General features: G+C 57.8%; 18 protein-coding genes. 14 read left to right on the forward strand and 4 right to left on the reverse strand.

Translation table 11 applies throughout. The features are described 5' to 3' along the window. Positions 1-15: 15 nt before the first annotated feature. Together CIK74_RS07425 and CIK74_RS07430 are read left to right on the forward strand one after the other, a co-directional pair. On the forward strand, positions 16-1,077 hold the full coding sequence (locus tag CIK74_RS07425; protein ID WP_096255192.1) for a substrate-binding domain-containing protein: 1,062 nt from the start codon (positions 16-18) through the stop codon (positions 1,075-1,077). A gap of 44 nt (positions 1,078-1,121) precedes the next feature. Then, entirely contained in the window at positions 1,122-2,270 is a 1,149-nt protein-coding gene (locus tag CIK74_RS07430; protein WP_096255194.1) for a Gfo/Idh/MocA family oxidoreductase, read from the forward strand. Positions 2,271-2,432: 162 nt separating this feature from the next. Here CIK74_RS07430 and CIK74_RS07435 read toward each other — a convergent pair whose 3' ends face one another. Continuing rightward, entirely contained in the window at positions 2,433-2,615 is a 183-nt protein-coding gene (locus CIK74_RS07435; protein ID WP_096255195.1) for a hypothetical protein, read from the reverse strand. A gap of 316 nt (positions 2,616-2,931) precedes the next feature. On the opposite strand from CIK74_RS07435, the gene uraD reads away from it, so the two are divergent. The 12 genes from uraD to CIK74_RS07495 all read left to right on the forward strand — a co-directional run bounded on the left by uraD (position 2,932) and on the right by CIK74_RS07495 (position 17,484). Further along, entirely contained in the window at positions 2,932-3,426 is a 495-nt protein-coding gene (uraD, locus tag CIK74_RS07440; protein WP_096255198.1) for a 2-oxo-4-hydroxy-4-carboxy-5-ureidoimidazoline decarboxylase, read from the forward strand. A 29-nt stretch (positions 3,427-3,455) separates the two neighbouring features. After that, positions 3,456-3,812 carry a hydroxyisourate hydrolase gene (gene uraH, locus CIK74_RS07445; RefSeq protein WP_096255200.1) on the forward strand — a complete coding sequence of 119 codons (357 nt, stop codon included), beginning with the start codon at positions 3,456-3,458 and terminating at the stop codon, positions 3,810-3,812. A 4-nt stretch (positions 3,813-3,816) separates the two neighbouring features. After that, the gene (pucL, locus tag CIK74_RS07450) at positions 3,817-4,740 is read left to right on the forward strand and encodes a factor-independent urate hydroxylase (protein WP_096255202.1); all 924 of its coding nucleotides are present in this window, start codon (positions 3,817-3,819) and stop codon (positions 4,738-4,740) included. 76 nt (positions 4,741-4,816) lie between these two features. Beyond that, positions 4,817-6,352 (forward strand): nucleobase:cation symporter-2 family protein, encoded by a 1,536-nt coding sequence (locus CIK74_RS07455; RefSeq protein ID WP_096255204.1) that lies wholly within the window; start codon positions 4,817-4,819, stop codon positions 6,350-6,352. Positions 6,353-6,524: 172 nt separating this feature from the next. Next, a complete protein-coding gene (locus CIK74_RS07460; protein ID WP_240520486.1) occupies positions 6,525-7,586 on the forward strand; it encodes a LacI family DNA-binding transcriptional regulator in 1,062 nt (353 codons plus the stop codon). Between the two features lie 171 nt (positions 7,587-7,757). Then, on the forward strand, positions 7,758-9,371 hold the full coding sequence (locus CIK74_RS07465) for an FGGY-family carbohydrate kinase (RefSeq protein ID WP_240520487.1): 1,614 nt from the start codon (positions 7,758-7,760) through the stop codon (positions 9,369-9,371). A gap of 33 nt (positions 9,372-9,404) precedes the next feature. After that, positions 9,405-10,121 (forward strand): L-ribulose-5-phosphate 4-epimerase, encoded by a 717-nt coding sequence (locus CIK74_RS07470; protein WP_096255206.1) that lies wholly within the window; start codon positions 9,405-9,407, stop codon positions 10,119-10,121. A gap of 42 nt (positions 10,122-10,163) precedes the next feature. Then, a complete protein-coding gene (araA, locus tag CIK74_RS07475; protein WP_096255207.1) occupies positions 10,164-11,675 on the forward strand; it encodes an L-arabinose isomerase in 1,512 nt (503 codons plus the stop codon). 779 nt (positions 11,676-12,454) lie between these two features. Beyond that, positions 12,455-13,621: a multiple monosaccharide ABC transporter substrate-binding protein gene (gene chvE, locus CIK74_RS07480; RefSeq protein WP_096255208.1), complete on the forward strand. Its 1,167-nt coding sequence runs from the start codon at positions 12,455-12,457 to the stop codon at positions 13,619-13,621. Between the two features lie 101 nt (positions 13,622-13,722). Beyond that, the gene (mmsA, locus tag CIK74_RS07485; protein WP_096255209.1) at positions 13,723-15,261 is read left to right on the forward strand and encodes a multiple monosaccharide ABC transporter ATP-binding protein; all 1,539 of its coding nucleotides are present in this window, start codon (positions 13,723-13,725) and stop codon (positions 15,259-15,261) included. Next, positions 15,258-16,439 carry a multiple monosaccharide ABC transporter permease gene (gene mmsB / locus CIK74_RS07490; protein WP_096255211.1) on the forward strand — a complete coding sequence of 394 codons (1,182 nt, stop codon included), beginning with the start codon at positions 15,258-15,260 and terminating at the stop codon, positions 16,437-16,439. The genes mmsA and mmsB overlap by 4 nt, the downstream gene beginning before the upstream one ends. A gap of 106 nt (positions 16,440-16,545) precedes the next feature. Next, positions 16,546-17,484 carry an aldose 1-epimerase family protein gene (locus CIK74_RS07495; RefSeq protein WP_096255213.1) on the forward strand — a complete coding sequence of 313 codons (939 nt, stop codon included), beginning with the start codon at positions 16,546-16,548 and terminating at the stop codon, positions 17,482-17,484. Positions 17,485-17,505: 21 nt separating this feature from the next. Here CIK74_RS07495 and CIK74_RS07500 read toward each other — a convergent pair whose 3' ends face one another. The 3 genes from CIK74_RS07500 to CIK74_RS07510 are packed head-to-tail and all read right to left on the reverse strand — an operon-like array spanning position 17,506 to position 22,420. After that, positions 17,506-20,634, reverse strand: a complete 3,129-nt coding sequence (locus CIK74_RS07500; RefSeq protein ID WP_170947786.1) for a glycoside hydrolase family 2 TIM barrel-domain containing protein — start codon at positions 20,632-20,634, stop codon at positions 17,506-17,508. Continuing rightward, positions 20,631-21,506, reverse strand: a complete 876-nt coding sequence (locus tag CIK74_RS07505) for a carbohydrate ABC transporter permease (RefSeq protein WP_096255215.1) — start codon at positions 21,504-21,506, stop codon at positions 20,631-20,633. The genes CIK74_RS07500 and CIK74_RS07505 overlap by 4 nt, the downstream gene beginning before the upstream one ends. Further along, entirely contained in the window at positions 21,503-22,420 is a 918-nt protein-coding gene (locus CIK74_RS07510; protein WP_240520488.1) for a sugar ABC transporter permease, read from the reverse strand. Before CIK74_RS07510 ends, CIK74_RS07505 begins: the two co-directional genes overlap by 4 nt. Positions 22,421-22,423: the final 3 nt, after the last annotated feature.

The following is a 22,423-nucleotide window of genomic DNA, read 5'->3' on the forward strand; positions in this document are numbered from 1 at the left end:
TTCAAAGGAGAAGAAATGTTTGCCTCGATTAAGGGTCCACGCAAGATGTTGGGTGCGGCCGCGCTGCTCGCAACGTCGGCTTTTATGCTCACCTCTTGCGTCTCAAATTCACCAGCACCCAGCAATGAATCTTCCGACGCCCAAAATGCCCCGGCAGCGGCCGGCGCCAACGCCGAAGAAGGCAAGAAGGTCACCATTGGTTTGTCGGTTCCCGCCGCGGATCACGGATTCATGGCTGCCATGACTGACCTCGCGGTGGAAACCGCGAAGGATTACCCAGACGTAGAACTGAAGGTATCCGAAGGCACCAACGACGTCAGCGTACAGATCAGCCAGGTCGAGACGATGATCAACGACAAGGTCGATGCGATTGTGCTCTTGCCTTTCGATGGGGCAGCGTTGACCAAGGTGGCGCAAAAAGCCATGGATGCGGGCATCCCCGTGATCAACGTTGACCGTGAGTTCAGTACCGCGCAATCGTCACGAGTCACGGTGCTCGGCGATAACTATGGCGTAGGAGTCTCCGCTGGCGACTTCATCTGCGCCGAACTGGGCGACAAAAAAGACGCCAAAATCGGTGAAATTCCTGGAATTGATTCCTTGCCGCTCACCCAGGAGCGTAGTGAAGGTTTCAAAGATGCGCTGGCCAAATGTGGTCTTGAAGTTTCGAACCGGGTTCCAGCAGAGTTCACCGTGGAATCCGGTGAGCGTGCCGCCTCAAACCTGTTGCAAGCTGCACCTCATCTAGATGCAATCTGGAACCACGATGATGATCAGGGCGTCGGGGTGCTGGCAGCCATCAAGGCCGCAGACCGTAGTGAATTCTTCATGGTAGGTAATGGCGGTTCGGCAAATATGATGCGTGAGATTCAGTCCGGAGATTCGGTGGTCAAGGCGACCACCGTGTACCCGGCATATCAGGCCGCTGATGGCGTGAGGATGGCGCGACTTGTTGCCCAGGAACGCTCGTTGGAAGACCTGTTGGACATTGAAATTCCGCGCAAAGTTGTGCTGTATGCCGCAGTGGTGACCAAGGACAACGTGGAGAAGTATTTGCCTACAGCCTTTGAGTCCTAGGCCGCAGAGCGTAGCGAAATTAGTTCCACTAGAAGGAGAAGCAAATGCTCAGAACAGGATCGGCCCTTGGGGTTGCGGTGATTGGCCATTCGTTCATGGGCAAGGCCCATTCCCAAGCGTGGCGAAACGTTAACGCCACCTACGATTCGACCCTGGTGAGCATGCGGGTGCTGGTGGGCTCTAACCCCACCAGCACCGCCGAATCAGCTGCCAAATATGGGTGGGAAGAATCTAGCACCGACTGGCGCGCGACAATCCTCCGTGAGGATATAGACATTGTCGATATCTGCACCCCGGGAGCCCTGCACGCTGAAATAGCACTTTTTGCTTTAGCGCATGGCAAACACGTGGTGGTTGAAAAGCCACTGGCTAACACGCTGGCCGAGGCCGAGGAGATGAATGCGGCCGCGCTGGCGGCGGCCGAGCGTGGAGTGATCAGCATGGTGGGGTTCAACTACCGGAGAATTCCTGCCCTGACCATGGCTCAGCGGATGCTAGCCGAGGGGCGGCTGGGTCAATTGCGACAGTTGAACATTCGCTACTATCAGGACTGGCTCGTCGATGATTCCGCTCCTATGACGTGGCGGTTGCGCAAGGATGAAGCCGGGTCCGGGGCGCTGGGAGATTTGGCTTCTCACGCGGTGGACCAGCTCAGGTTTCTCACCGGGGCGCAGATCAGCTCGGCTTCGGCGACCAGCCGAACCTTTGTCACCGAACGGGCTGGAGACTCGGGGCCAGAGCAGGTCAGCGTCGACGATGCGATCTGGGCGACCTTAGAACTGGATAATGGCGCAATCGCCACGGTGGAAGCCAGTCGGATGGCCACAGGGAGGAAGAATTCTCTTCGTATCGAGGTTTACGGATCCCAAGGATCCTTAGAATTCGATTTGGAGTCAATGAACTTTTTGAAGTTGTACGAGGCTTCGCATGATGCCGGGGAGCAGGGCTTCAAATCGATTATGGTCACCGAACCAGAACATCCGTACTTAGATGGCTGGTGGCCTACCGGGCACGTACTTGGGTGGGCCGAAAGTTTCACCCATGAAATCCGGGATTTCTTGGCGGCCATTGTCAGCGGTATCCCAGCTAGCCCTTCTTTCGCTGATGGGCTTGCAGTGCAACGGGTGTTGGCAGGAATTGAAGATAGCGCGACCCAAAGTGGTGCGCGAGTGAAAGTTGCTGGCGCAAATTAGCAAGTGCTGCGGGGCAAGAAAATCAAGTATCCGATTACTCACGGGATCAATTCTCCGGTGGCATCATGTGTGGTGCCGAATATTTTAAGTGCGCAAAGACCATGCTCGGCGCCTCCGGAGCATGGTCTTTGCGCTGTTCGTGGCCCACGAGGTGGGCGGGTGTTACCTGCGCAGCAATCGATCGAAAAAGGTTGGCGCGGAAGGGTTGATTCGAGGCCGTGGGGACATATCTGGATCCAGGTTTTCAATTGGCTGGAACATTCCCGTTTGCAGTGCTGTGGTCGCGCTGAGGACCCGCGTTTCCTTGGGTGAGTAGTTGATGCTGGCCGGCTGGTTGGCGGTCATGGCGACCCTCCTTCTTGAATCTATTCATTCCACAATATGGAAGTTTGTTTTTGTTGTACGGAACCAGTATCTCTGGGTAGCTGGAGTGTTGGCAAGGGTTTGCGCCTAAAAACTTCTTCCGACTGAAATTCCGGGCAATAAATCACACTTCAAAAAATAGCTTTGCAAAACCACTTGACGGGAGTGGTGTGAGTTGGCTTACAGTAGTGGAACGAAGATTCCACGATCCAAAAACATCGAGTCGAAGCCGATAAGTCATCGGTGGTAAGGGTGTTCAGCCGCCGGATTGTGGTGTAAGAAAAGAGCTGATCACCCAATGAACCTCGAAGACTTTAACAACCTCTCTCAGGGGCAGGCCGCAGCGATTCTGCGCCCATGCCTCGATGTGGAGCGTTGGATCAACGACATCGTCGCATCTCGTCCCTACTCAAGTATCGATGAATTACTTGCAACAGGTTATCGAAGTGCCGAAACCCTGAGCGAAGCAGAAACTGCCGCCGCGTTGGCACACCATCCAAGGATCGGTGAACGAGCCGACGGGAACTCGGCCGCAGCCCACCTTTCGCGTGGTGAACAAGCGGACCTGCAGCTGAACGACGACATTACCGCTCAGCTTTCCGCGGCTAACCGAGCCTACGAAGCCCGATTTAACCGGGTATTCCTCATCCGTGCCGCCGGCCGAAGCAGCGCCGAAATCCTGAGCGAATGCGAACGCCGTTTGGGTAATGCCGATGACATTGAAGCGCGCGAAGTAGCCGAGCAACTAAGCGCCATTGCGCTGCTACGGCTAGAAAATGCCATCAGCCACTAAAGCCACCCCTTTGAACTAAGGAGTACTCCATGGATGAACAGACCGCGGAACGCAGTCACATCACCACCCATATTCTCGACACCGGGACCGGGAGGCCTGCCTCTGGTGTTAAGGCCACGCTGGAAGCCAATTCGGCATCCGGCTGGCAAGAAATCGGATCCCAGATCACCGATGCGGACGGACGCATTAAGCATCTTGGACCGACTCAGGTTGAAATAGGCCGCTACCGGATCTCCTTTGAAACCGGTGACTATTTCGGGAAGCAGGGAACGGAAACTTTCTTCCCCGCGGTAAGCATCGAATTTTACGTTTCTGACGTTGCCGAGCATTACCACGTACCCCTTCTTATCAGCCCGTTTGCATATTCCACGTACCGAGGAAGTTAGAGTCATGACCGCACAAATCAAGGCCCCAGCCGGAACCAAAATCGTCCTAGGAAGCAACCAGTACGGTAAAGCTGAAGTCCACCTGGTGAAGATCACCCGAGACACCGACCGTCATCAGATCCAAGATCTAAACGTCACCAGTCAACTGCACGGAGACTTCGCCGCCGCCCATACCGATGGCGACAACGCCCATGTGGTCGCCACCGACACCCAGAAAAACACCGTATACGGCTTGGCCCGTGATGGAGTGGCTTCACCAGAAGAGTTCCTGGTTCGACTCGGCGAACACTTCACCAGCAAATTCGATTGGGTGACCGGAGGACGCTGGGCCGCACAACAATTCTTCTGGGACCGGATCAACGACCATGATCACGCGTTTTCACAGAACAAGTCCGAGGTCCGCACCGCGGTCTTAGAAATTGCCGAAAATGGTGAAAAATGTATCGTTGCAGGACTGGAAGACCTGACGGTTTTGAAGTCCACCGGCAGTGAATTCCATGGGTTCCCGGTGGATAAATACACCACGCTCAAGGGCACCACCGAACGAATTCTCGCCACCGATGTCACCGCCCGTTGGCGCTACACCCCGGAAGCTGTGTCCGCCGGCATCGATTTTGATGCCGTGTACGCGTCGGTGCGATCCTTGCTGCTGACGCAGTTTGCGCTCACTCACTCCTATGCTCTGCAGCAGAGCATGTACAACATGGGTCAAGCGGTTCTGGAGGCACATCCAGAAATCGCTGAAATCAAGATGTCCTTGCCAAACAAGCATCACTTCCTGGTGGACCTTGATGTTTTTGGGCAGGACAACCCGAATGAAGTGTTCTTTGCTGCTGATCGTCCCTATGGGCTGATCGAAGCGACTGTCACCCGTGAGGGCACCGAGGCTAACCATCCGGTCTGGGCTAATATCCCTGCATTTATCTAACTCGACGTGAAAAGGGTGTGCCAGTGCTGGTATACCGGTACACCCTTTTGGCGGCGACTGACGTAGGAGGTCAGCCTTGAGCGCTACACACAACGAATCTATCAAAGCAGCACGCCCGGAAGACGCTAAATTACCTTTTGGAAAGTCGTTGGCCTACGGGCTCCAGCATGTATTGACGATGTATGGCGGCATTATTGCTCCACCTCTCATCATCGGTGGAGCGGCCGGACTGAGCAGTGAAGAAGTAGGGCTCCTAGTAGCCAGCTGCCTATTCATTGGTGGGCTAGCAACCATCCTGCAGACTATCGGCATTCCTTTCTTCGGTGCCCAACTGCCGCTGGTTCAAGGCACCTCATTCGCCTCCGTGGCAACCATGGTCGCCATCGTCAACGGTGGTGGAGGGTTGCCGGCAGTCTTCGGCGCGGTGCTGGTCGCGGCGCTCATTGGTTTCCTCATCGCCCCATTCTTCGCCCGAGTCATCAGATATTTCCCGCCGGTAGTCACCGGCGTGGTGATCACCATGATTGGCATATCGCTGACCCCGGTAGCAGCAAACTGGGCTATGGGCGGGGACGCTAAAGCTGAGGACTACGGATCATTGGCGAATATTGGTTTAGCCGCCGGTACTTTGCTGCTTGTCTTGCTGCTGTCCAAGGTTGGTATCGCAGCCATCTCGCGCATGTCTATCTTGATCGCGATCGCTTTAGGCACCGTCGGCGCCGCATTGCTTGGCATGGCCGACTTCTCGCAAGTGGGGACCGGTGCAGTCTTCGCCTTCCCACAGCCGCTGGCCTTCGGAATGCCGGTTTTTGAACTCGGTGGAATCATCTCGATGACCATCGTTGTCTTGGTCATCTTGACGGAGACAACCGCCGACATTCTTGCGGTCGGTGAAATCGCTGGTTCCCGCGTGGATTCCAAACGTATTGCCGATGGCCTACGCGCAGATATGGCATCTTCGGCGGTGGCTCCAATCTTTAATACCTTCACCCAGTCTGCCTTTGCGCAGAATGTTGGGCTGGTAGCAATCACCGGGATCACCAGTCGCTTTGTCGTGGCTGCCGGTGGCGGAATCCTGGTGGTACTTGGACTGCTTCCAATCCTTGGACGGGTGGTCGCAGCGATTCCCACGCCAGTTCTTGGTGGTGCTGGAATCGTCTTGTTCGGAACCGTGGCTGCCTCGGGAATTCGCACGCTGTCGAAGATCAAGTATGACGGAATGAACCTGGTGATTGTGGCCGCGTCCATCTCCTTCGGCTGTATCCCGATCGTCAAGCCTGACTTCTATGCAAATTTCCCAAATTGGTTTGAAACGATCTTCCACTCGGGAATCTCCTCGGCGGCCATCATGGCGGTATTGCTGAACTTGCTGTTCAACGAATTTAGGTTCGGAAATACCAAAAACTCCTCGGTCTTCTCCGCCGCCCCGCCACGTTTGGTGAAGCGCGAAGAGATCTGCGGACTGATCGAGGGTGACCATTTTGAAGGTGGCAAGCTCATCGATAAGGAAGGCTATGAAATTCCCGTGGTGACTCCCGAAGAATTTGAACAGATTCAGACCGGAGCCATTCAGCTGCCTGTACCCAAAGTCGCCGAAACACCGGAGCATTAGAGGCGAAAGTCCTAGCGACAAACCTGATGAAAAAGATTGAAAGTACCAATTTTGACAAAGTGCCCGCTGATGAATATCTGTGGGCACTTTGTCGTGTTCTCAGGCTGAGAAAATTTTTATATGTAGGCAATATGAGATTTTATAGTCGGAGGGGCTCGTAGGGTTTGCGATAATGACGAATGTGAATACTTACCAGACTGACGCCGAGAGCTCTTCCAGCCGGCCGCCATCGATGGCGGACGTGGCAGCAGTCGCCGGAGTCTCCCACCAAACCGTGTCCCGGGTTTTGAACGATCATCCGAACGTCCGCGAAGGCACCCGGGTACGGGTTTTAGAGGCAATTAAAGAGCTCGGATACCGAAGGAACCTCGCTGCCCGTGCCTTGGCTACGGCACAAACACGCACCATCGGCATCTTGACCATTGGCAGCGAATTTTTTGGGCCGCAGTCCACCGTGCTTGCGGTAGAAGCAGCGGCTCGTGCCCAAGGGTATTTTGTCACGGTGACCTCCATGGACAGTTATGACATTGGTGCCGCGGTCACCGCGCTGAACCATCTCACCGACCAGAGCGTGGATGGCGTGGTGGTAGTTGCCCCACATGATCAGGTCACCGAGGCCATCGATGAACTAAAGCTGAAGGTGCCGGTGGTCGTGGTGGCCGCCCGCACGAACGTTCTTGAGAATGATCCGGTGCACTACGTATATATTGATCAACGCGACGGCGCACGACAGGCCACAGAGCATTTAATTTCGCTAGGACACCAAAAAATCGTGCACGTTTCTGGACCTACCGGATGGTTCGATGCGACCGAACGCAAAATTGGGTGGGGTGAGACTATGGCGGCCGCGGGTTATGACGCGGTGGAATTTCCTGCCGAGTCCTGGCTGGCTCCGAGCGGTTATGACGCGGGAGTCAGTCTTGCACCGCGGGTGAAGGCCGGAGAAATTACCGCGGTTTTCGCATCCAATGATTATCTGGCCATCGGGTTATTGCGGGCCTTTTGGGAAGCTGGGGTGTCGGTTCCCGAAGACGTGTCGGTAGTGGGCTTTGATGATTTACAGATTGCCGAGTTCTATATTCCCAAGCTGACCACGGTGCGCCAGCCCTTTGGCGACGTGGGACGTGCTGCGCTCGCCGAGTTGCTCAATGATGATCCGGCGTCATCTGGTCCACGGATGATCGCACCAACAATGATTGTGCGAGCAAGCACTGCGCCACCTGCGCGGAGCTGATCTGTGCGCCAAAGTGGGTAACTCAAACTTCTTCATGTGTTGCGCATCGCATTTTGTTAGCGCTAACATTGTGTGAGCGTTCCGGTTAGCCGTAGGACTTCAAGCCCTCACGCGCGGCGGAACGCGAAGACATTGAGCGTCACCCGCATGTGGGTGTAGGACGGAGAAGCCATGACTGGTCACCACATAGGTATGTCTGCGCCCGAGGTGATCGGTTCGGGACGTGCGGTGCTCGGCATCGAGTTCGGCTCGACGAATATCAAGGCGAGCCTCATCGGGCCCAACCACGAACAGCTGGCCAGTGGCCAGCATGCGTGGGAAAACCAGTTTGTGGACCGCCGCTGGACTTATTCACGTGAAGCTATCGTGACCGGTCTGCAAGAGTGCTTCGCCAACCTCGTCAACGAGTGCGAACAGCAATATTCGGTGCGCCCCACCAACTTTGCAAGCATTGGGATTTCGGCCATGATGCACGGCTATCTAGCCTTTGATGATGCGGGTCAGTTGCTGGTCCCATTCCGGACCTGGCGCAATACCTCCACCGAACGGGCCGCCGAAGCACTAAGCAAGGCTTTTGAGTTCAACGTACCTCAGCGCTGGTCAGTAGCCCACTATTACCAGGCACTATTGGACAACGAGGAACATGTTGCTGAGGTAGCTAGCCTCAATACCTTGGCTGGTTTTGTTCATCAGCAGCTCACTGGGCGCCGAGTATTAGGTGCCGGAGACGCTTCGGGCATGTTCCCGCTGGATAGTTCTGTTCTTGGTTATGACACCAAATTCTTAGCAACCTTTGATTCGCTAGCCCAGAGTTTAGGTGCCACTGGCACGCTGGCCGAGCTGCTGCCTGAAGTATTGCCTGCCGGCGCAGATGCCGGGAGCCTGACTGCGCAGGGTGCACTGCTGCTTGACCCAAGCGGGCAACTGCAACCCGGAGCGCAGTGCTGTCCTCCGGAAGGAGATGCTGGAACCGGAATGGTGGCAACCAACTCGGTCGCCCCACACACCGCAAACGTCTCGGTCGGAACGTCGATCTTCTCAATGGTGGTCCTCGACGCTGCGCTACGCGAAGTTCACCCCGAAATTGACATCGTCACCACCCCTACCGGGGACCCGGTAGCCATGGTGCACTGCAATAACGGGGCCAGTGAACTGGCGAGCTGGGCCTCGGTCTTCGGACAATTCGCATCCGCATTAGGCCAACAGGCCTCCGACGATGAGGTGTACCAGGCGCTTTTGACCTCGGCGCTAGACGGTGCAGCAGACGGGGGAGGACTCGTTGCCTACAACTACCTCTCCGGAGAACCGGTCACCGGATTAACCGAGGGCCGGCCACTGCTAGTGCGTACCCCCGACTCAACCCTAAATCTTGCAAACTTCATGCGAACCCAGGTGTATTCGATGTTTGCGACCTTAAGCGTGGGGATGGAGATTCTTGGCTCAGAGGGTGTCAAAATTCAGAAAATGTTCGCCCACGGTGGCATTTTCCGCACCGCACAAGCCGCCCAACGACTCCTCGCCGCGGCACTTAACGTGCCGGTTTCCGTTGGAAGCACGGCACAACACGGTGGGCCCTGGGGGATCGCCGTGCTGGCCGCATATCGTCACTATGTCGGCACTAATCCAACGGTGAGCCTCGCCGAATATCTGAATTCGCAGGTATTCGCGGACGCGCAGCTAGACGAGGTTTCACCACTGCCGCAGGACGTGGCCGGTTACGCAGACTACCTGAACAGTTACCGGGCGGGGCTGGCCATTGAACACGCCGCGATTAAAGCGATCTAAAACATGTCCACCTCGGCACCAAGGAGTTCTCAGATGAGCGATGCTCAAGGATTAGCCAAATACTCAGAAGCAATGCGCCAAGAAATCGCGCAAGCGCGCGAACTCGTCGCGCAACTGCACGCGCAGTTGCCACGTTATGAGCTGGTGGTGTGGACTGCCGGAAACGTCTCGCAACGCGTACGAAACCCAGAGGTTGCCGACGGCAGCGCCGATGTATTTGTCATCAAACCTTCCGGCGTTGCCTATGAGGAATTGACTGCCGAATCCATGGTGGTCTGCACGCTGGATGGGGAGCTCATCGACGGAACCCGCGCTCCCTCCTCGGATACTGCCGCGCACGCCTACACCTACCAACATCTGGCGCATGTTGGCGGCGTGGTGCACACCCACTCGACCTATGCGACCGCATGGGCTGCCCGTGGGGAAGAAATTCCTTGTGTGCTGACCATGATGGCGGATGAATTTGGTGGACCCATTCCGGTGGGACCATTCGCCATCATTGGTGATGACTCCATCGGCCGAGGCATCGTCCAGACACTACGTGAGTCGCGTAGCCCGGCGGTACTCATGCAAAACCATGGCCCCTTCACCATTGGCAAGGACGCACGCTCCGCCGTCAAGGCGGCGGTGATGTGTGAAGAGGTGGCCCGCACAGTTCACATCTCTCGCCAATTAGGTGACTCGGTGCCGATGCGCAGCGAAGATATCGACGCGCTCTACGCACGCTACCAAAACGTTTACGGACAATAAGCGCTTCTTTCGCGCCCGCATACTTCAATCCGAAAGGACATCATGAGCAAAGCATATGAATCCAAGGAAATCTGGTTTTTCACCGGAAGCCAAGACCTCTACGGGGAAGAAACCCTGCGTCAGGTCGCCGAGCAGTCACGCGAGGTGGCCCAGGCGCTGGGAGATTCCGAACAGGTTCCCGCAAAGGTGATCTGGAAACCGGTACTCAAGGATGCCGAATCGATTCGTCGGGCCATGCTGGACGCAAATTCGGATGACAATGTGCTCGGTGTGATTACCTGGATGCATACCTTCAGCCCAGCCAAAATGTGGATCTCTGGTCTGAAAGCACTGGCTAAGCCATTGTTGCACCTGCATACTCAGGCCAATGTTGAACTTCCTTGGGACACCATTGACTTCGATTTCATGAACCTGAACCAGGCCGCACACGGTGACCGTGAATACGCGTACCTAGCAACCCGTATCGGTGCCACCCGCACCACGGTGGTTGGTCACGTTTCCAACCCGGCGGTAGCCGGGCGTATCGGTAACTGGGTGCGAGGCGCCGCAGGCTGGAACGCCACCCAGACGATGAAATTGGTTCGATTCGGTGACAATATGCGCAACGTTGCGGTGACCGAGGGGGATAAGACCGAAGCAGAACTACGCTTCGGTGTTTCAGTGAACACCTGGGCGGTCAACGACCTCGTGGAAGCCGTGGAAGCAGTTTCCGAGCCTGCCGTGGATGAACTGGTTGCAGAATATGAGCGAGAATACGACGTCTCCGCCGAGTTGCGTGCCGGTGCAGAGCGTCACGAGTCGCTACGTTATGCGGCTCGTCAGGAACTGGCCATCGAGTCCTTCCTACGAGAACTAGGTGCGTGGGCCTTCACCACCAACTTTGAAGATCTCGGTGGGCTGAAGCAGCTACCTGGCCTCGCCGTACAACGTCTGATGGGTAAGGGGTACGGCTTCGGTGCCGAGGGTGACTGGAAGACCGCGGTGCTGGTACGCGCGGCCAAGGTAATGGGAGCAGGGCTCCCCGGTGGTGCCTCGCTGATGGAGGATTACACCTATGACCTGACCCCGGGCAAGGAACTGATCCTCGGCGCGCACATGCTTGAGGTGTGCCCGTCGTTGACCACTACCAAGCCACGAATCGAGATTCACCCGCTGGGCATTGGCGGCCGTGAAGATCCGGTACGCATGGTCTTTAACGCGGACGCGACCACGGGCGCGGTAGTTGTTTCCATGGCCGATATGCGTGAGCGTTTCCGGTTGACGGCCAACGTAGTGGACGTGGTTACTCCGCCACAGGACCTGCCAAACTTGCCGGTGGCACGCGCCGTATGGCAGCCACGACCAGACTTCTCCACCTCGGCCGAATCCTGGTTGACCGCCGGTGGAGCGCACCACACGGTGATGTCTACGGCCGCCGGCATTGAGGCTTTTGAGGTCTTTGCAGAAATCGCTGGAACCGAATTGCTAGTCATCGATGAGAACACTACGCGTCGCGGATTCGCCGAACAGGTGCGACTGAACCAGGCGTACTACCGTCTGGCGCAGGGCCTGTAAGAAAAAATGAAGAGCACAAGGGCCGGCAACAAAAGTTGCCGGCCCTTGTGCTCGTTAATCGAACGCTTCTGGATCTAGGGTCCGTGTCAGTTTTTTCGTGGCGGGAAGTATATGATCCACAGGTCGCAGCGGTAATCCGCATAGAGTTGTCGATTCTAACCGTGATATTGTCTAAACGGTCGATAGAAAAGGTGTAGACGTGCCGATAGTTCTTATTGTTGCTGGCGTGCTAGTAGTGGGCTTTATTGTTCGACTTGCATTGCATCCAGTTCAAACGATCTTGAATACGATCAGAGTCATTCTTTTCGCCCTTGCCGTCACGACGTTTTGCGTCTGGTACTTCTCCGTCGACAAAAGCAAGCCAGGGAGTGTTGAAGGGCTTTGGTTCAGCCTGATTGTCGCTGGGTTGTGGGTGTCAACCTTCGTATTACCTGCACTATTGAGAAGACCCGTTAATCGCCGCTAGCAGCAATGAATGCACCAGCCTCGCGCTACGCGAAGAGCAATTAGAGCTTTTTGTGAGGCTGAGATTTCTCGGGCTTGATTCGCTTTTCGACCTTAAGTAAACACCGTAGTTACTACTCGTGCACATCCATTCGTGGCGTGAGACCCGTTGGATGAGTCGCTTAAGGCCGCGCTTTCCCGCGGGTTCGACACCAGATGATTTACCTGTTAAAAAATTCTTCTCCAAAAAAGTGGCTCAAAGCACGTTGTTAGCGCTAACATAGTGTGAGCCCGGTCGCACCGCCGGAGCGAATCGGAACACGCAGGAGGAAAAGATGGCACGGAATAACTGGGCTCGCCGAGCGGTAGTCACGTTCGGATCCCTAGCACTGATCGGCTCACTAGCCGCATGTGGCGGTGGCGGAGCAGGAAGTGGCGACGCAGCCGGTGGCGACAGCAAGGCGCCTGAAGATATCCAGGTCGGTGTCGCCATGCCAACCGAAACCTCCGAGCGTTGGATTGCCGACGGTGAAGCCGTGAAGTCCCAGCTTGAAGAAGCCGGCTACGAGGTCTTCATGCAGTTCGCCAACGATGACATCCCAACTCAGCAGCAGCAGATCGACCAGATGATCACCAAGGGTGCAGACATCCTGGTGGTCGCCTCCATCGACGGCACCGCACTATCCAGCCAGTTGCAGGCTGCAGCTGATCAAGACATTCCGATCATTTCCTATGACCGCCTGATCAACGGCACCGAAAACGTCGACTTCTATGTCACCTTCGACAACTACAAGGTTGGCGTGCAGCAGGCTACCTCGCTGCTGACCGGCCTAGGCCTTGTTGATGATAAGGGCGAGAAGACCGGAAAGAAGGGCCCGCTGAACATCGAGCTCTTCGCCGGCTCCATCGATGACAACAACGCGCACTTCTTCTGGAAGGGCGCCATGGATACCCTGAAGCCATTCATGGATGACGGCACCTTGGTAGTCAAGTCCAAACAGACCAAGATTGAACAGGCTGCAACCCTGCGCTGGAGCCAGGAAGAAGCCCAGAGCCGCATGGAGGACTTGATCACCGCGCACTACGCCGGTGGCAAGACCAAGATTGACGGTGTGCTCTCGCCATTCGACGGGATTTCCCGTGGCATCCAGACCGCACTGACCAACGCTGGCTACGGCAAGTCCATCAAGGACGGTCTGCCAATCATCACCGGTCAGGATGCCGAAATCGCTTCGGTGAAGCTGATCCAGGACGGTGTGCAGTACTCAACCATCTTCAAGGACACCCGCAAGCTGGCTTCCCAGGCAGTCACTGCTGTGAAGTCCTACGCGGAGGGTAATGAGCCCGAAGCTAACGACACCGAATCCTATGACAACGGCAAGAAGGTTGTTCCTTCCTTCCTGCTTGATTCGGACATCGTGACCGCCGATAACATCAGCTCGTTGCTGGTTGACTCCGGTTACTACACCGCCGCTGAGGTCAAGGCAGGACAGACCAAGTAGCACCCGGTGTACGACGCGTTGGCGGGTGCTGAACCTAGTACCCGCCAACGCAGTCACCACGCAGCATGCAGTACACAGATCACGACAAGGACGGCGCCAGTATGGACAGCACCATCCTGCAGATGCAGGACATCACCAAGACATTCCCCGGGGTCAAAGCCTTAGACGGAGTAAACCTTTCCGTCAGGGAAGGTGAAATCCACGCCATCTGCGGCGAAAACGGGGCCGGCAAATCAACCCTTATGAAGGTGCTCTCCGGCGTCTATCCACACGGTAGTTACGACGGAAAAATCCTGTTCAACGGTCAAGAACTTAAGGCTTCGAGCATCAAGGATTCCGAAGCCGAAGGCATCGTGATCATTCACCAAGAATTGGCTCTGGTGCCCTACCTGTCGGTGGCCGAGAACCTGTTCCTTGGCAACGAGACCAAGCGCCGCGGACTGATCGACTGGCAAGAAGCAAACCAGCGTGCCGCCAAGTTACTGGCCCGCGTGGGTTTGGCAGAGTCTCCGGTCACCCCGGTTGGACAGCTCGGCGTTGGCAAACAGCAGCTGGTGGAAATCGCCAAGGCGCTGAACAAGGACGTGAAGCTACTGATCCTTGATGAGCCAACCGCAGCCTTGAACGATGACGATTCCGAACATCTGCTTCACCTGCTGCGCGAACTACGTGAGCAGGGAATTACCTGCATCATCATTTCGCATAAGTTGGGCGAAATTGAAGATATCGCCAATAACACCACGATTATCCGTGACGGTCAGACCGTGGAGTCCCTCGACATGGCGGACCCTAAATCCACACAGAGCCGGATCATCCAGGGCATGGTGGGACGCGCCCTCTCGGCGCGTTACCCAGACCGGGAACCGAATATTGGTCAAGTGGTCTTCGAAGTACGCGACTGGTCGGTGCACCATCCCACGCAGCATGAGCGCATAGTGGTCAATAAAGCCTCACTAGACGTACGCGCCGGAGAAATTGTTGGCATTGCCGGGCTGATGGGCGCAGGACGCACCGAACTTGCCATGAGCATCTTTGGACACAGCTACGGACGCGGCATTTCCGGTACCGCGCTGATGGACGGACGCCCGGTAGATACCTCCACCGTAGGCAAGGCCATCAAGGCCGGCATCGCTTACGTTTCTGAGGACCGCAAAAAATTCGGGTTGAACCTACTCGAAGATATTCGTGTGAACACCACCGCGGCCGGGCTCGGAAAGATCTCTTCGCGCGGGTTTGTCAACGGCAACAAGGAAATCCAGATTGCCGAGCACTACCGCAAATCCATGCGCATTAAGGCGCCGAGCGTGCTGGCAAAAACCGGTAACCTCTCGGGCGGTAACCAGCAGAAGGTAGTACTGGGCAAGTGGTTGCACACTGCCCCGGAACTTTTGATCTTAGATGAACCAACCCGCGGTATCGACGTCGGCGCAAAGTACGAGATCTACACGATCATCAATGAGCTTGCTGCCTCCGGCAAAGCGGTGCTGGTGATCTCCTCGGAACTGCCCGAACTGTTGGGTATCTGCGACCGTATCTACACCCTTGCTTATGGCCGGATGACCGGCCAACTCCCGAAAAGCGAAGCCACCCAGGAACGCCTCATGGAGCTTATGACCATCGAGAAGGAAATCGTCCGATGACACTGAAAACCGAGCTGAAAGACATTTTCACCAAGAACCTGCGCACCAGTGGCATCTATATTGCCTTCGTGCTCATCGTGGTGCTGTTTACCATCATGACCGACGGGCTGCTGCTCAGCCCGATCAACCTGACAAACATTATTTTGCAGTACTCTTACGTGCTGATCTTGGCGCTTGGCATGATTATGGTCATTGTCGCCGGACATATTGACCTGTCGGTAGGTTCGCTGGTCGCCTTAACCGGTGCGGTCTCCGCAGTATTGGTGATTAAAACCGGGGCTCCTTGGTGGGTTGGTATTCTCGCGGCCGTAGCCGTGGGTGCTTTGTGCGGTGTGTGGCAGGGATTCTGGGTGGCCTATGTGGGCATTCCGGCGTTCATCGTCACCTTGGCCGGCATGTTGCTGTTCCGTGGTTTGACCTACGAAGTGCTCAACAATGTCTCGTTGTCCCCATTCCCTGGTGAATACCAGCAGGTGGCCGGTGGCTTCCTGAACGGTTTGCTCGGCGGTTACGGTTTTGACATGTTCACCGTGCTGATCGGCGTAGTGGCCGTGGCAGGTTTGGTGTGGTCGCAGTACAGCACTCGTCGTGGACGGGTGAAGTTTGGTCAGGACGTCGAGTCGATGGCCATGTTCATCGCCAAGAACGCACTTTCAGCGATCGTGATTCTCTGGTTCTTCTGGCAGATCTCCATCAGCCGCGGTATGCCAATCGTGCTGATGATTCTGGGCGTACTGGTGATCGCCTACCACGTGTTGACTACACGGACCGTCTTCGGTCGCCACATTTACGCCATTGGTGGCAACCTGTCTGCCGCACGACTTTCGGGCGTCAACGTCAAGAAGGTCAACTTCTGGATCTTCATTAACATGGGCATGCTCGCCGGTGTGGCCGGAGCGGTCTTCTCTTCACGCTCCAATGGTGCGCAGCCCGGTGCAGGTAACATGTTTGAGCTCGACGCCATTGCTGCCTGTTTCATCGGTGGCGCCTCAACAACCGGCGGTGTGGGCCGTGTAACCGGTGCCATCGTTGGTGGCTTGGTGATGGCGGTACTGTCCAACGGTATGCAGCTGATGGGCGTGGGTGCTTCGGCACAGCAAATCGTCAAGGGCCTAGTGCTCTTGCTCGCCGTCGCCTTTGACATCTACAACAAGCGCCGCGCAGGCGAAGCCAGCTAAGCGCATTGGACCCTCCTGCCGGTTTGCCTTGGCTCACGCCTGACAAAGGACCTGCGGGAGGGTTCAGCTATGTCTTGAGCACAGCGAAAACTAGGAAAGAAGAGATATGCAGGCGGATTTGAAGGACCTCACCGCAAATGGGCAGCTGATCAACCTTGCAGCCCACGGCTTCACCGCGCAGCTGGCCACGGTGGGCGCCACACTGGTGTCCCTGGACTACGGTGGCCGCCCGCTGGTGCGCGCCTTCGATCCGCATGGCGCGCGCCCGGTGTTCTCCGGCGCCATCCTGGCCCCCTGGCCCAACCGGGTGATCGACGGGGCCTACCACTGGGAAGGCCAGGAGCTGCAGTTGCCGATCACCGAGCCGGAGCGCGGCCACGCGCTGCACGGCCTGGTGGCCGATACCAGCTTCGAGATCACCGGGCGCCGCGGCAGCTCCGCCCAGTTGCGCACCGCGATCGTCCCGAACCCCGGCTACCCCTATGAGGTGCAGCTGGTGATCGACTACCGGCTGGAAGCCGGCGGGCTGCGCACCATCGCCACCGCCACCAACCTCGGGCAGGGCACCGCGCCCTTCGCCTGGGGTTCGCACGCCTACCTGGTCGCACCGGGCAAGAAGGCGGATGAATGGACTTTCACCCTGCCAGCCGGCAAGGTGCAGCTCACCGACGGCGCGCGCCTGCTGCCGCGGGAGGTGGTTCAGGTGGCTGGCACCGAGCTGGATTTCCGCACCCCGAAGCCGATCGGGGACCTCTTCATCGATCATGCCTACACTTCCCTGGCCGCCGACGCGGACGGCTCATTCAGCGCATCGATCACCGACACCAAGGGCCTCGGGTCGCAGATCATCTGGGACGAAGCCTGCCCGTGGGTCCAGATCCACACCGCAGACCGCGATGATCCGGCGCTTGACCGCACCGGGCTGGCCATCGAGCCGATGACCTGCCCGCCCGGCGGCTTCAACTCCGGCCAGGACGTCATCGCGCTGGCCCCGGGCGCCAGCCATGAAGCCAGCTGGCTGATTGGCCCGGTCCAGCCGCGATGAGCGGCAGGGAAGTTCGCGGCGCTACCCGCTCCGCGAGGTTTCGTTCCCTGTCAATCCGGTGATCCGCAGGAGCAAGGAGCGCGCCTCGGGGCGCAGCGCGTCTTCCGGCCAGACATCGGGACCACAGGCCCGGGAACCTACGCCATGCTGGGCCGCATCCAGGTACAGCCAGGAGTTGGTTGGTTCCGGCAGCTCGTGCGGATGGGCAGCGCCGGCAAGCTGCTGTGCCGTGTGGCGGCTGAGCGTGAAACCGGGGCGGCGGTCCAATCCGTCGGGCCAGGCCTCGATGCGCAGCCACGGCGCACCGCCCACGCCGAGCTCCAATTCGCGCAAATCGCTGCGGTGCCCTGTTTCCTGCGGACGTGCGTATTCGACCGGCAAATCGTCAATGCTTGCACTGTAGCGGCCTACTCGTGCCGCCAGACGGCTGTCCGGGTAGGATTCGTGCGGGCCCAAGCCGTACCAGGATGCCGAATCGACCTCCTTGCCCAGTTGGAAACGCACGCCGAATCGGGGCCACACCGATGTCCAGCCTCGGCTTGGAACCATATCGATGCGAAGCCACAGGCCGGACTCGTCCAGGCTCCATTGCTCGTCGACTCGGATGGAGCAGGCCTGGTCCGCTGCTGAATACCTGGTCGCCACCTGCACACGGCCCGGACCGGTAGCGACACTGAGCACCCGCGCCTTCAGCCGGTCCAATCCGGCCGCCGTCCAGAGGTCCGCATTTGACGGACCGGGTTCTCCATTGCCCGGGACTCCGTGCTCATCTTCCTGCCAGGGATCAGAATGGTTATAGCTGCCGAAGTGTGCGCCACGGTCATTGTCGGTGGGTGCGCGGAACAACTCCAGCCGCGGCCCATGCACCGGCTGCCCGGCCAACTCCATGAGCTTGCCCTCGGCGAAAACTGCGGCACCAAGCTGCATCCGGCCATTGTCCAGAGGGATCGATGCTCCGCCCGCATCAGCCGAAGAGGGCAACCGTGCGGGTCGCGGCCCCGGCATTGCGGTGGATGGAGCAGCTATCGGCCATTGGGCGCTGGCCACCTCATGGCCCGCGGCCGCCCACGCTGCATCCTCGGCCAGCCGCGCCTCCACGGTTAACCAGTTTTCGCCTGCGGGCAGGGGGTACGGCAAGGCGAGTTCAACCGTGGCAGTTTCGCCAGCTTCCAGCGCGTCGTCAGAGCCGGATACCAAGAATTCTGCACTAGCGACCGGATGCCCGGCCGCTTCCAAGCGCCAGCTGAATGCGAGGTCGCCGCTGTCGGCACTGTGGCGGTCATTCCGGATGCCCAAGCGCACCCGGTGTCCGTCCACGGAGGACAGGGAGAACTTGATCGGGGCGACTACATGCTTGAACTCATGGAGCCCCGGTGAGGCAGTGGAATCGGAGAGGACCAGTCCGTCCATGACGAAGGTGCCATCGTGGAGCTCCTCGCCGAAATCGCCGCCGTAAGCATAGAAGCTCTTGCCATCCGGTGTGCTGGCCTGCAGCCCGTGGTCACGCCATTCCCAGACGAAGCCTCCATGCAACCGGGGATAGCGGTCCACCAGATCCGCATACCGTTGCAATCCTCCGGGCCCATTGCCCATGGCGTGCGCATACTCGCACAACAGGAAGGGCCTGGTCCGCTGGCGCGCGGCCTCTGCGGTGGTGCATCCCAGCAGCGGAGCGGTCATCCGGTCCTCTCCAATTGTCTGCACTTCGGGGAACGAAGCGTACATTCGCGAATACACATCGGTGTATTCTCCGGTGTAGTCGCCTTCATAATGCACCGGGCGGCTGCTATCCCGCGCATGGATCCATGCGGACATCGCGGCAAGGTTGGCCCCGGTGCCGGACTCGTTGCCAAGCGACCACATGATGATTGAGGGATGGTTCTTGTCCCGTTCGAAAGTCCGCTCCATCCGATCAAGATAGGCACTTCGCCAGGCCGGGTCGTCACTGGGATTGCCCTGCCAGCCGTGACGTTCAAATCCGTGGGTTTCCAGATCGTTTTCGAGTATGACCCAGAAACCGAGCTCGTCGGCCAAGTCCAGGAGCCGCGGATGCGGCGGATAGTGGCTGGTGCGAATGGCGTTGACATTGAAGCGCTTCATTAGCATCAGGTCTTCTCGTGCGAATTGCTCATCGAACGCCCGGCCGAGGAGCGGGTGGGTTTCATGCCTGTTCACCCCGTTGAAGACCACTTTGCGATCGTTGACCAGGAACTGGTCGCCTGCAATTCTTACCGTGCGGAAACCTAGCCGCAGGCTGATGGTCTCGCCAGTGCTGGAAACGGTTGCTCCATAGAGTTTTGGCCGCTCAGCGCTCCATGGGGAAACGGCGGGCACTTCCACCTCTCGGATATCCTCGCGGCTTTGCCACACTTCGTCGATTTCCAGTTCGGGAACAACGAAACGTAGCGGGAACGCATCGTCAGCGGCCATGATTTCCGGTGTAATGATTCCGGTACCGGAGGAATAGCCGGTTTTTATCCAGAGGTCGTCAATGCTGCCGTGCGGACGGGCCTTGAGCGTTACCGATCGGAAAATTCCCGGGAGCCACCACTGGTCCTGGTCCTCGACGTAGCTCGAAGCGGAGAATTGGTGCACGCGGACAACGATTGTATTTTCACCGGCGGCTACGGCCGAGCTCACATCGAATTCCTGGGCAAGGCGGCTACCGGTACCCCAGCCAATCATTTGCCCATTGACCCATACCTTGTATCGGGATTCAACGCCGTCGAAGCGCAGCACCAGCCGCTCCATTCCGGAAGTCCAGCTCTGGGGCACTTCGAAGGTCCGCCGGTAGTCGCCGGTAGGATTCTCATCCGGTGGATAGGGCGGGTCGCAAGGGAAGGGAAATTGGACGTTCGTGTACGAAGGGCGTCCGTAGGCGCCATCGGCCTGCAATACCCAGTGCCCAGGGACTGCGATGCTGTCCCAGCTCGAGTCGTCATAGCCAGCATCTGCCATGGACTCGGGAAGCTCGCCTGCCGGCAGCAGTCCGCGCCCTCCGGGCGTGCCCGGTACGCCAGGGAGCCAGCGGAACTTCCACTGTCCATCGAGGCTCAGTTCAGGGGCATCACTGTGGGTCCAGGACGTTGCCGGCAGGCGCCGGCCTCCGCCCGGGGCGGTATCGGACAGATAGGCTGTTGGGGAAGTCATTTAACGGATCCTTCGGTCAGGCCCCCGCGCCAGAAGCGCTGCAGGACGATCATGGCAATGGCCAAGGGAATAGTGGACAGCAAGACGCCGCCGGTGGTCAGCTCGTAGAATTCTGGCAGGCGGTCAACCTGTCCCAGCCAGGTGTTCAGGCCCAGGGTAATTGGATAGAGATCCGAATCGGACAGCATCACCAGGGGAAGGAAATAGTTATTCCAGATTCCGACAAGCTGGAACAGGAATACCGTCACCAGAGCAGGGGACAGGACTCTGAGTCCTATCGTGTGGAAGATCCGCAGTTCGCTTGCGCCATCCAGGCGCGCGGCTTCGAGTAACGCGCTATCCACGGTGCTGGAAGCGTAAACGCGGCAGAGGAACAGGCCGAACGGGGACACCAATGATGGCAGCAGGACACTCCAATAGGTATTGGACAGCCCCATTTCGCTGAACAACAGGAATAGGGGCAAGGCGGTTGCGGTTCCAGGCACGAGAACGCCTCCCAAGACCACACCGAAGACCAGATTGCTTCCGCGGAAACGGTACTTGGCCAGGGCGTATCCGCCAGCTGCAGCAAGGTAAGCGGCAATCAGCGCCCCTGCCCCCGCGTATAGCAACGAGTTCATGAACCAGCGCAGGAAAATTCCGCCGTCATAGGCCAGAACCTGGCCCAGATTTTTCCATAGGACGAAGTCACCGGAGAGGAGGAAACCATTTGTGCTGAACAAGTCCTGGGTCGATTTCGTTGCTGCAACGACGACCCAGTAGACCGGGACCAGGAAATACAATGCGGCTATGGTCAGCAAGGCCGTGACAATCAGAGTCGCTGGTTTTGAAGAGGAGGGCTTTTCGAAGGACTGGCGGCGGATCAGAGTCATGAGGACTTCCTATTGATCAGGCGCAGGAAGGCGAATGAGAGCGCGAATGCGGCCAAGGCAATGAGAACGGATTGCGCAGCCGCAACATTGTAGTCGTTGTAGGCGAACGCGGTTGTGTAGGCGGAAAGGTTAGGGGTGTATTGGCTGTCGATGGCGGGTGCGACACTCATGAGAACTTGCGCTTCGGCGAAAAGCTGCAAGGTGCCAATGATGGAGAAGACCGTGGTCAAGACCAGTGCCGGGCTGATGAGCGGCAGCTGGATATGCCATGCCACACGCAGTGGACCCGCCCCGTCCAAGCGTGCGGCTTCGTAGATCTCGCCGGGAATTGCCTTGAGCTGCGCGATGACGATCAGCATGTTGTAGCCCGTGTAGCTCCATGTCACGATGTTGGCGATGGACCACAAGATGCTCTGTGGCCCGAGGAAATCGACTTCCAAGCCGACGGCTGAGGCGGCATCGATGATCGGGCTCAGGCCGGGAACATAGAGGAATGACCAGAGGATAGTGGCAATGACCCCCGGCACGCCGTAGGGCAGGAAGTACGCCGCCCGGAAAAAGGCCGGCCATTTGGCGCTCGCCGACTCAAGCAGCAGAGCCAGGACCGTGCAAAGAAGGATCATGATGGGAACCTGCACGATGCCGAACACGATCATGCGGCCAATCGAAGCAACGAAGGCTTCGTCTCCCAGGGCTTGCGCGTAATTGCCGAATCCAGCGAATTCGCTGTGCACGCCGGCTTCTCCGAACAATCCGCGCCGTGTGATACGGGTGAAGCTGGCTTGTATGGCTGCAATGATGGGCAAGATGAAAGTCAGGGTGAAGAGCGCGAGGAAAGGCGCGAGCAACAGCCACGGGGCGAGCTCAAACCTGCTTGGTGAGGGACCACGTTTTCTCCGGGTGCCTCGGGTGATGGT

Source organism: Glutamicibacter sp. BW77 (assembly GCF_002332285.1).
GTDB lineage: Bacteria > Actinomycetota > Actinomycetes > Actinomycetales > Micrococcaceae > Glutamicibacter > Glutamicibacter bergerei.

What these genes read in the sequence shown, in the direction of transcription:
- mmsB (WP_096255211.1), top strand. Translation starts at nt 15,258, where the DNA reads ATGACACTGAAAACCGAGCTGAAAGACATTTTCACCAAGAACCTGCGC.
- CIK74_RS07435 (WP_096255195.1), bottom strand. Translation starts at nt 2,615, where the DNA reads ATGACCGCCAACCAGCCGGCCAGCATCAACTACTCACCCAAGGAAACG.
- uraH (WP_096255200.1), top strand. Translation starts at nt 3,456, where the DNA reads ATGGATGAACAGACCGCGGAACGCAGTCACATCACCACCCATATTCTC.
- CIK74_RS07460 (WP_240520486.1), top strand. Translation starts at nt 6,525, where the DNA reads ATGACGAATGTGAATACTTACCAGACTGACGCCGAGAGCTCTTCCAGC.
- CIK74_RS07470 (WP_096255206.1), top strand. Translation starts at nt 9,405, where the DNA reads ATGAGCGATGCTCAAGGATTAGCCAAATACTCAGAAGCAATGCGCCAA.
- chvE (WP_096255208.1), top strand. Translation starts at nt 12,455, where the DNA reads ATGGCACGGAATAACTGGGCTCGCCGAGCGGTAGTCACGTTCGGATCC.
- CIK74_RS07430 (WP_096255194.1), top strand. Translation starts at nt 1,122, where the DNA reads ATGCTCAGAACAGGATCGGCCCTTGGGGTTGCGGTGATTGGCCATTCG.
- CIK74_RS07425 (WP_096255192.1), top strand. Translation starts at nt 16, where the DNA reads ATGTTTGCCTCGATTAAGGGTCCACGCAAGATGTTGGGTGCGGCCGCG.
- araA (WP_096255207.1), top strand. Translation starts at nt 10,164, where the DNA reads ATGAGCAAAGCATATGAATCCAAGGAAATCTGGTTTTTCACCGGAAGC.
- CIK74_RS07505 (WP_096255215.1), bottom strand. Translation starts at nt 21,506, where the DNA reads ATGACTCTGATCCGCCGCCAGTCCTTCGAAAAGCCCTCCTCTTCAAAA.
- uraD (WP_096255198.1), top strand. Translation starts at nt 2,932, where the DNA reads ATGAACCTCGAAGACTTTAACAACCTCTCTCAGGGGCAGGCCGCAGCG.
- CIK74_RS07495 (WP_096255213.1), top strand. Translation starts at nt 16,546, where the DNA reads ATGCAGGCGGATTTGAAGGACCTCACCGCAAATGGGCAGCTGATCAAC.
- CIK74_RS07500 (WP_170947786.1), bottom strand. Translation starts at nt 20,634, where the DNA reads ATGACTTCCCCAACAGCCTATCTGTCCGATACCGCCCCGGGCGGAGGC.
- mmsA (WP_096255209.1), top strand. Translation starts at nt 13,723, where the DNA reads ATGGACAGCACCATCCTGCAGATGCAGGACATCACCAAGACATTCCCC.
- pucL (WP_096255202.1), top strand. Translation starts at nt 3,817, where the DNA reads ATGACCGCACAAATCAAGGCCCCAGCCGGAACCAAAATCGTCCTAGGA.
- CIK74_RS07465 (WP_240520487.1), top strand. Translation starts at nt 7,758, where the DNA reads ATGACTGGTCACCACATAGGTATGTCTGCGCCCGAGGTGATCGGTTCG.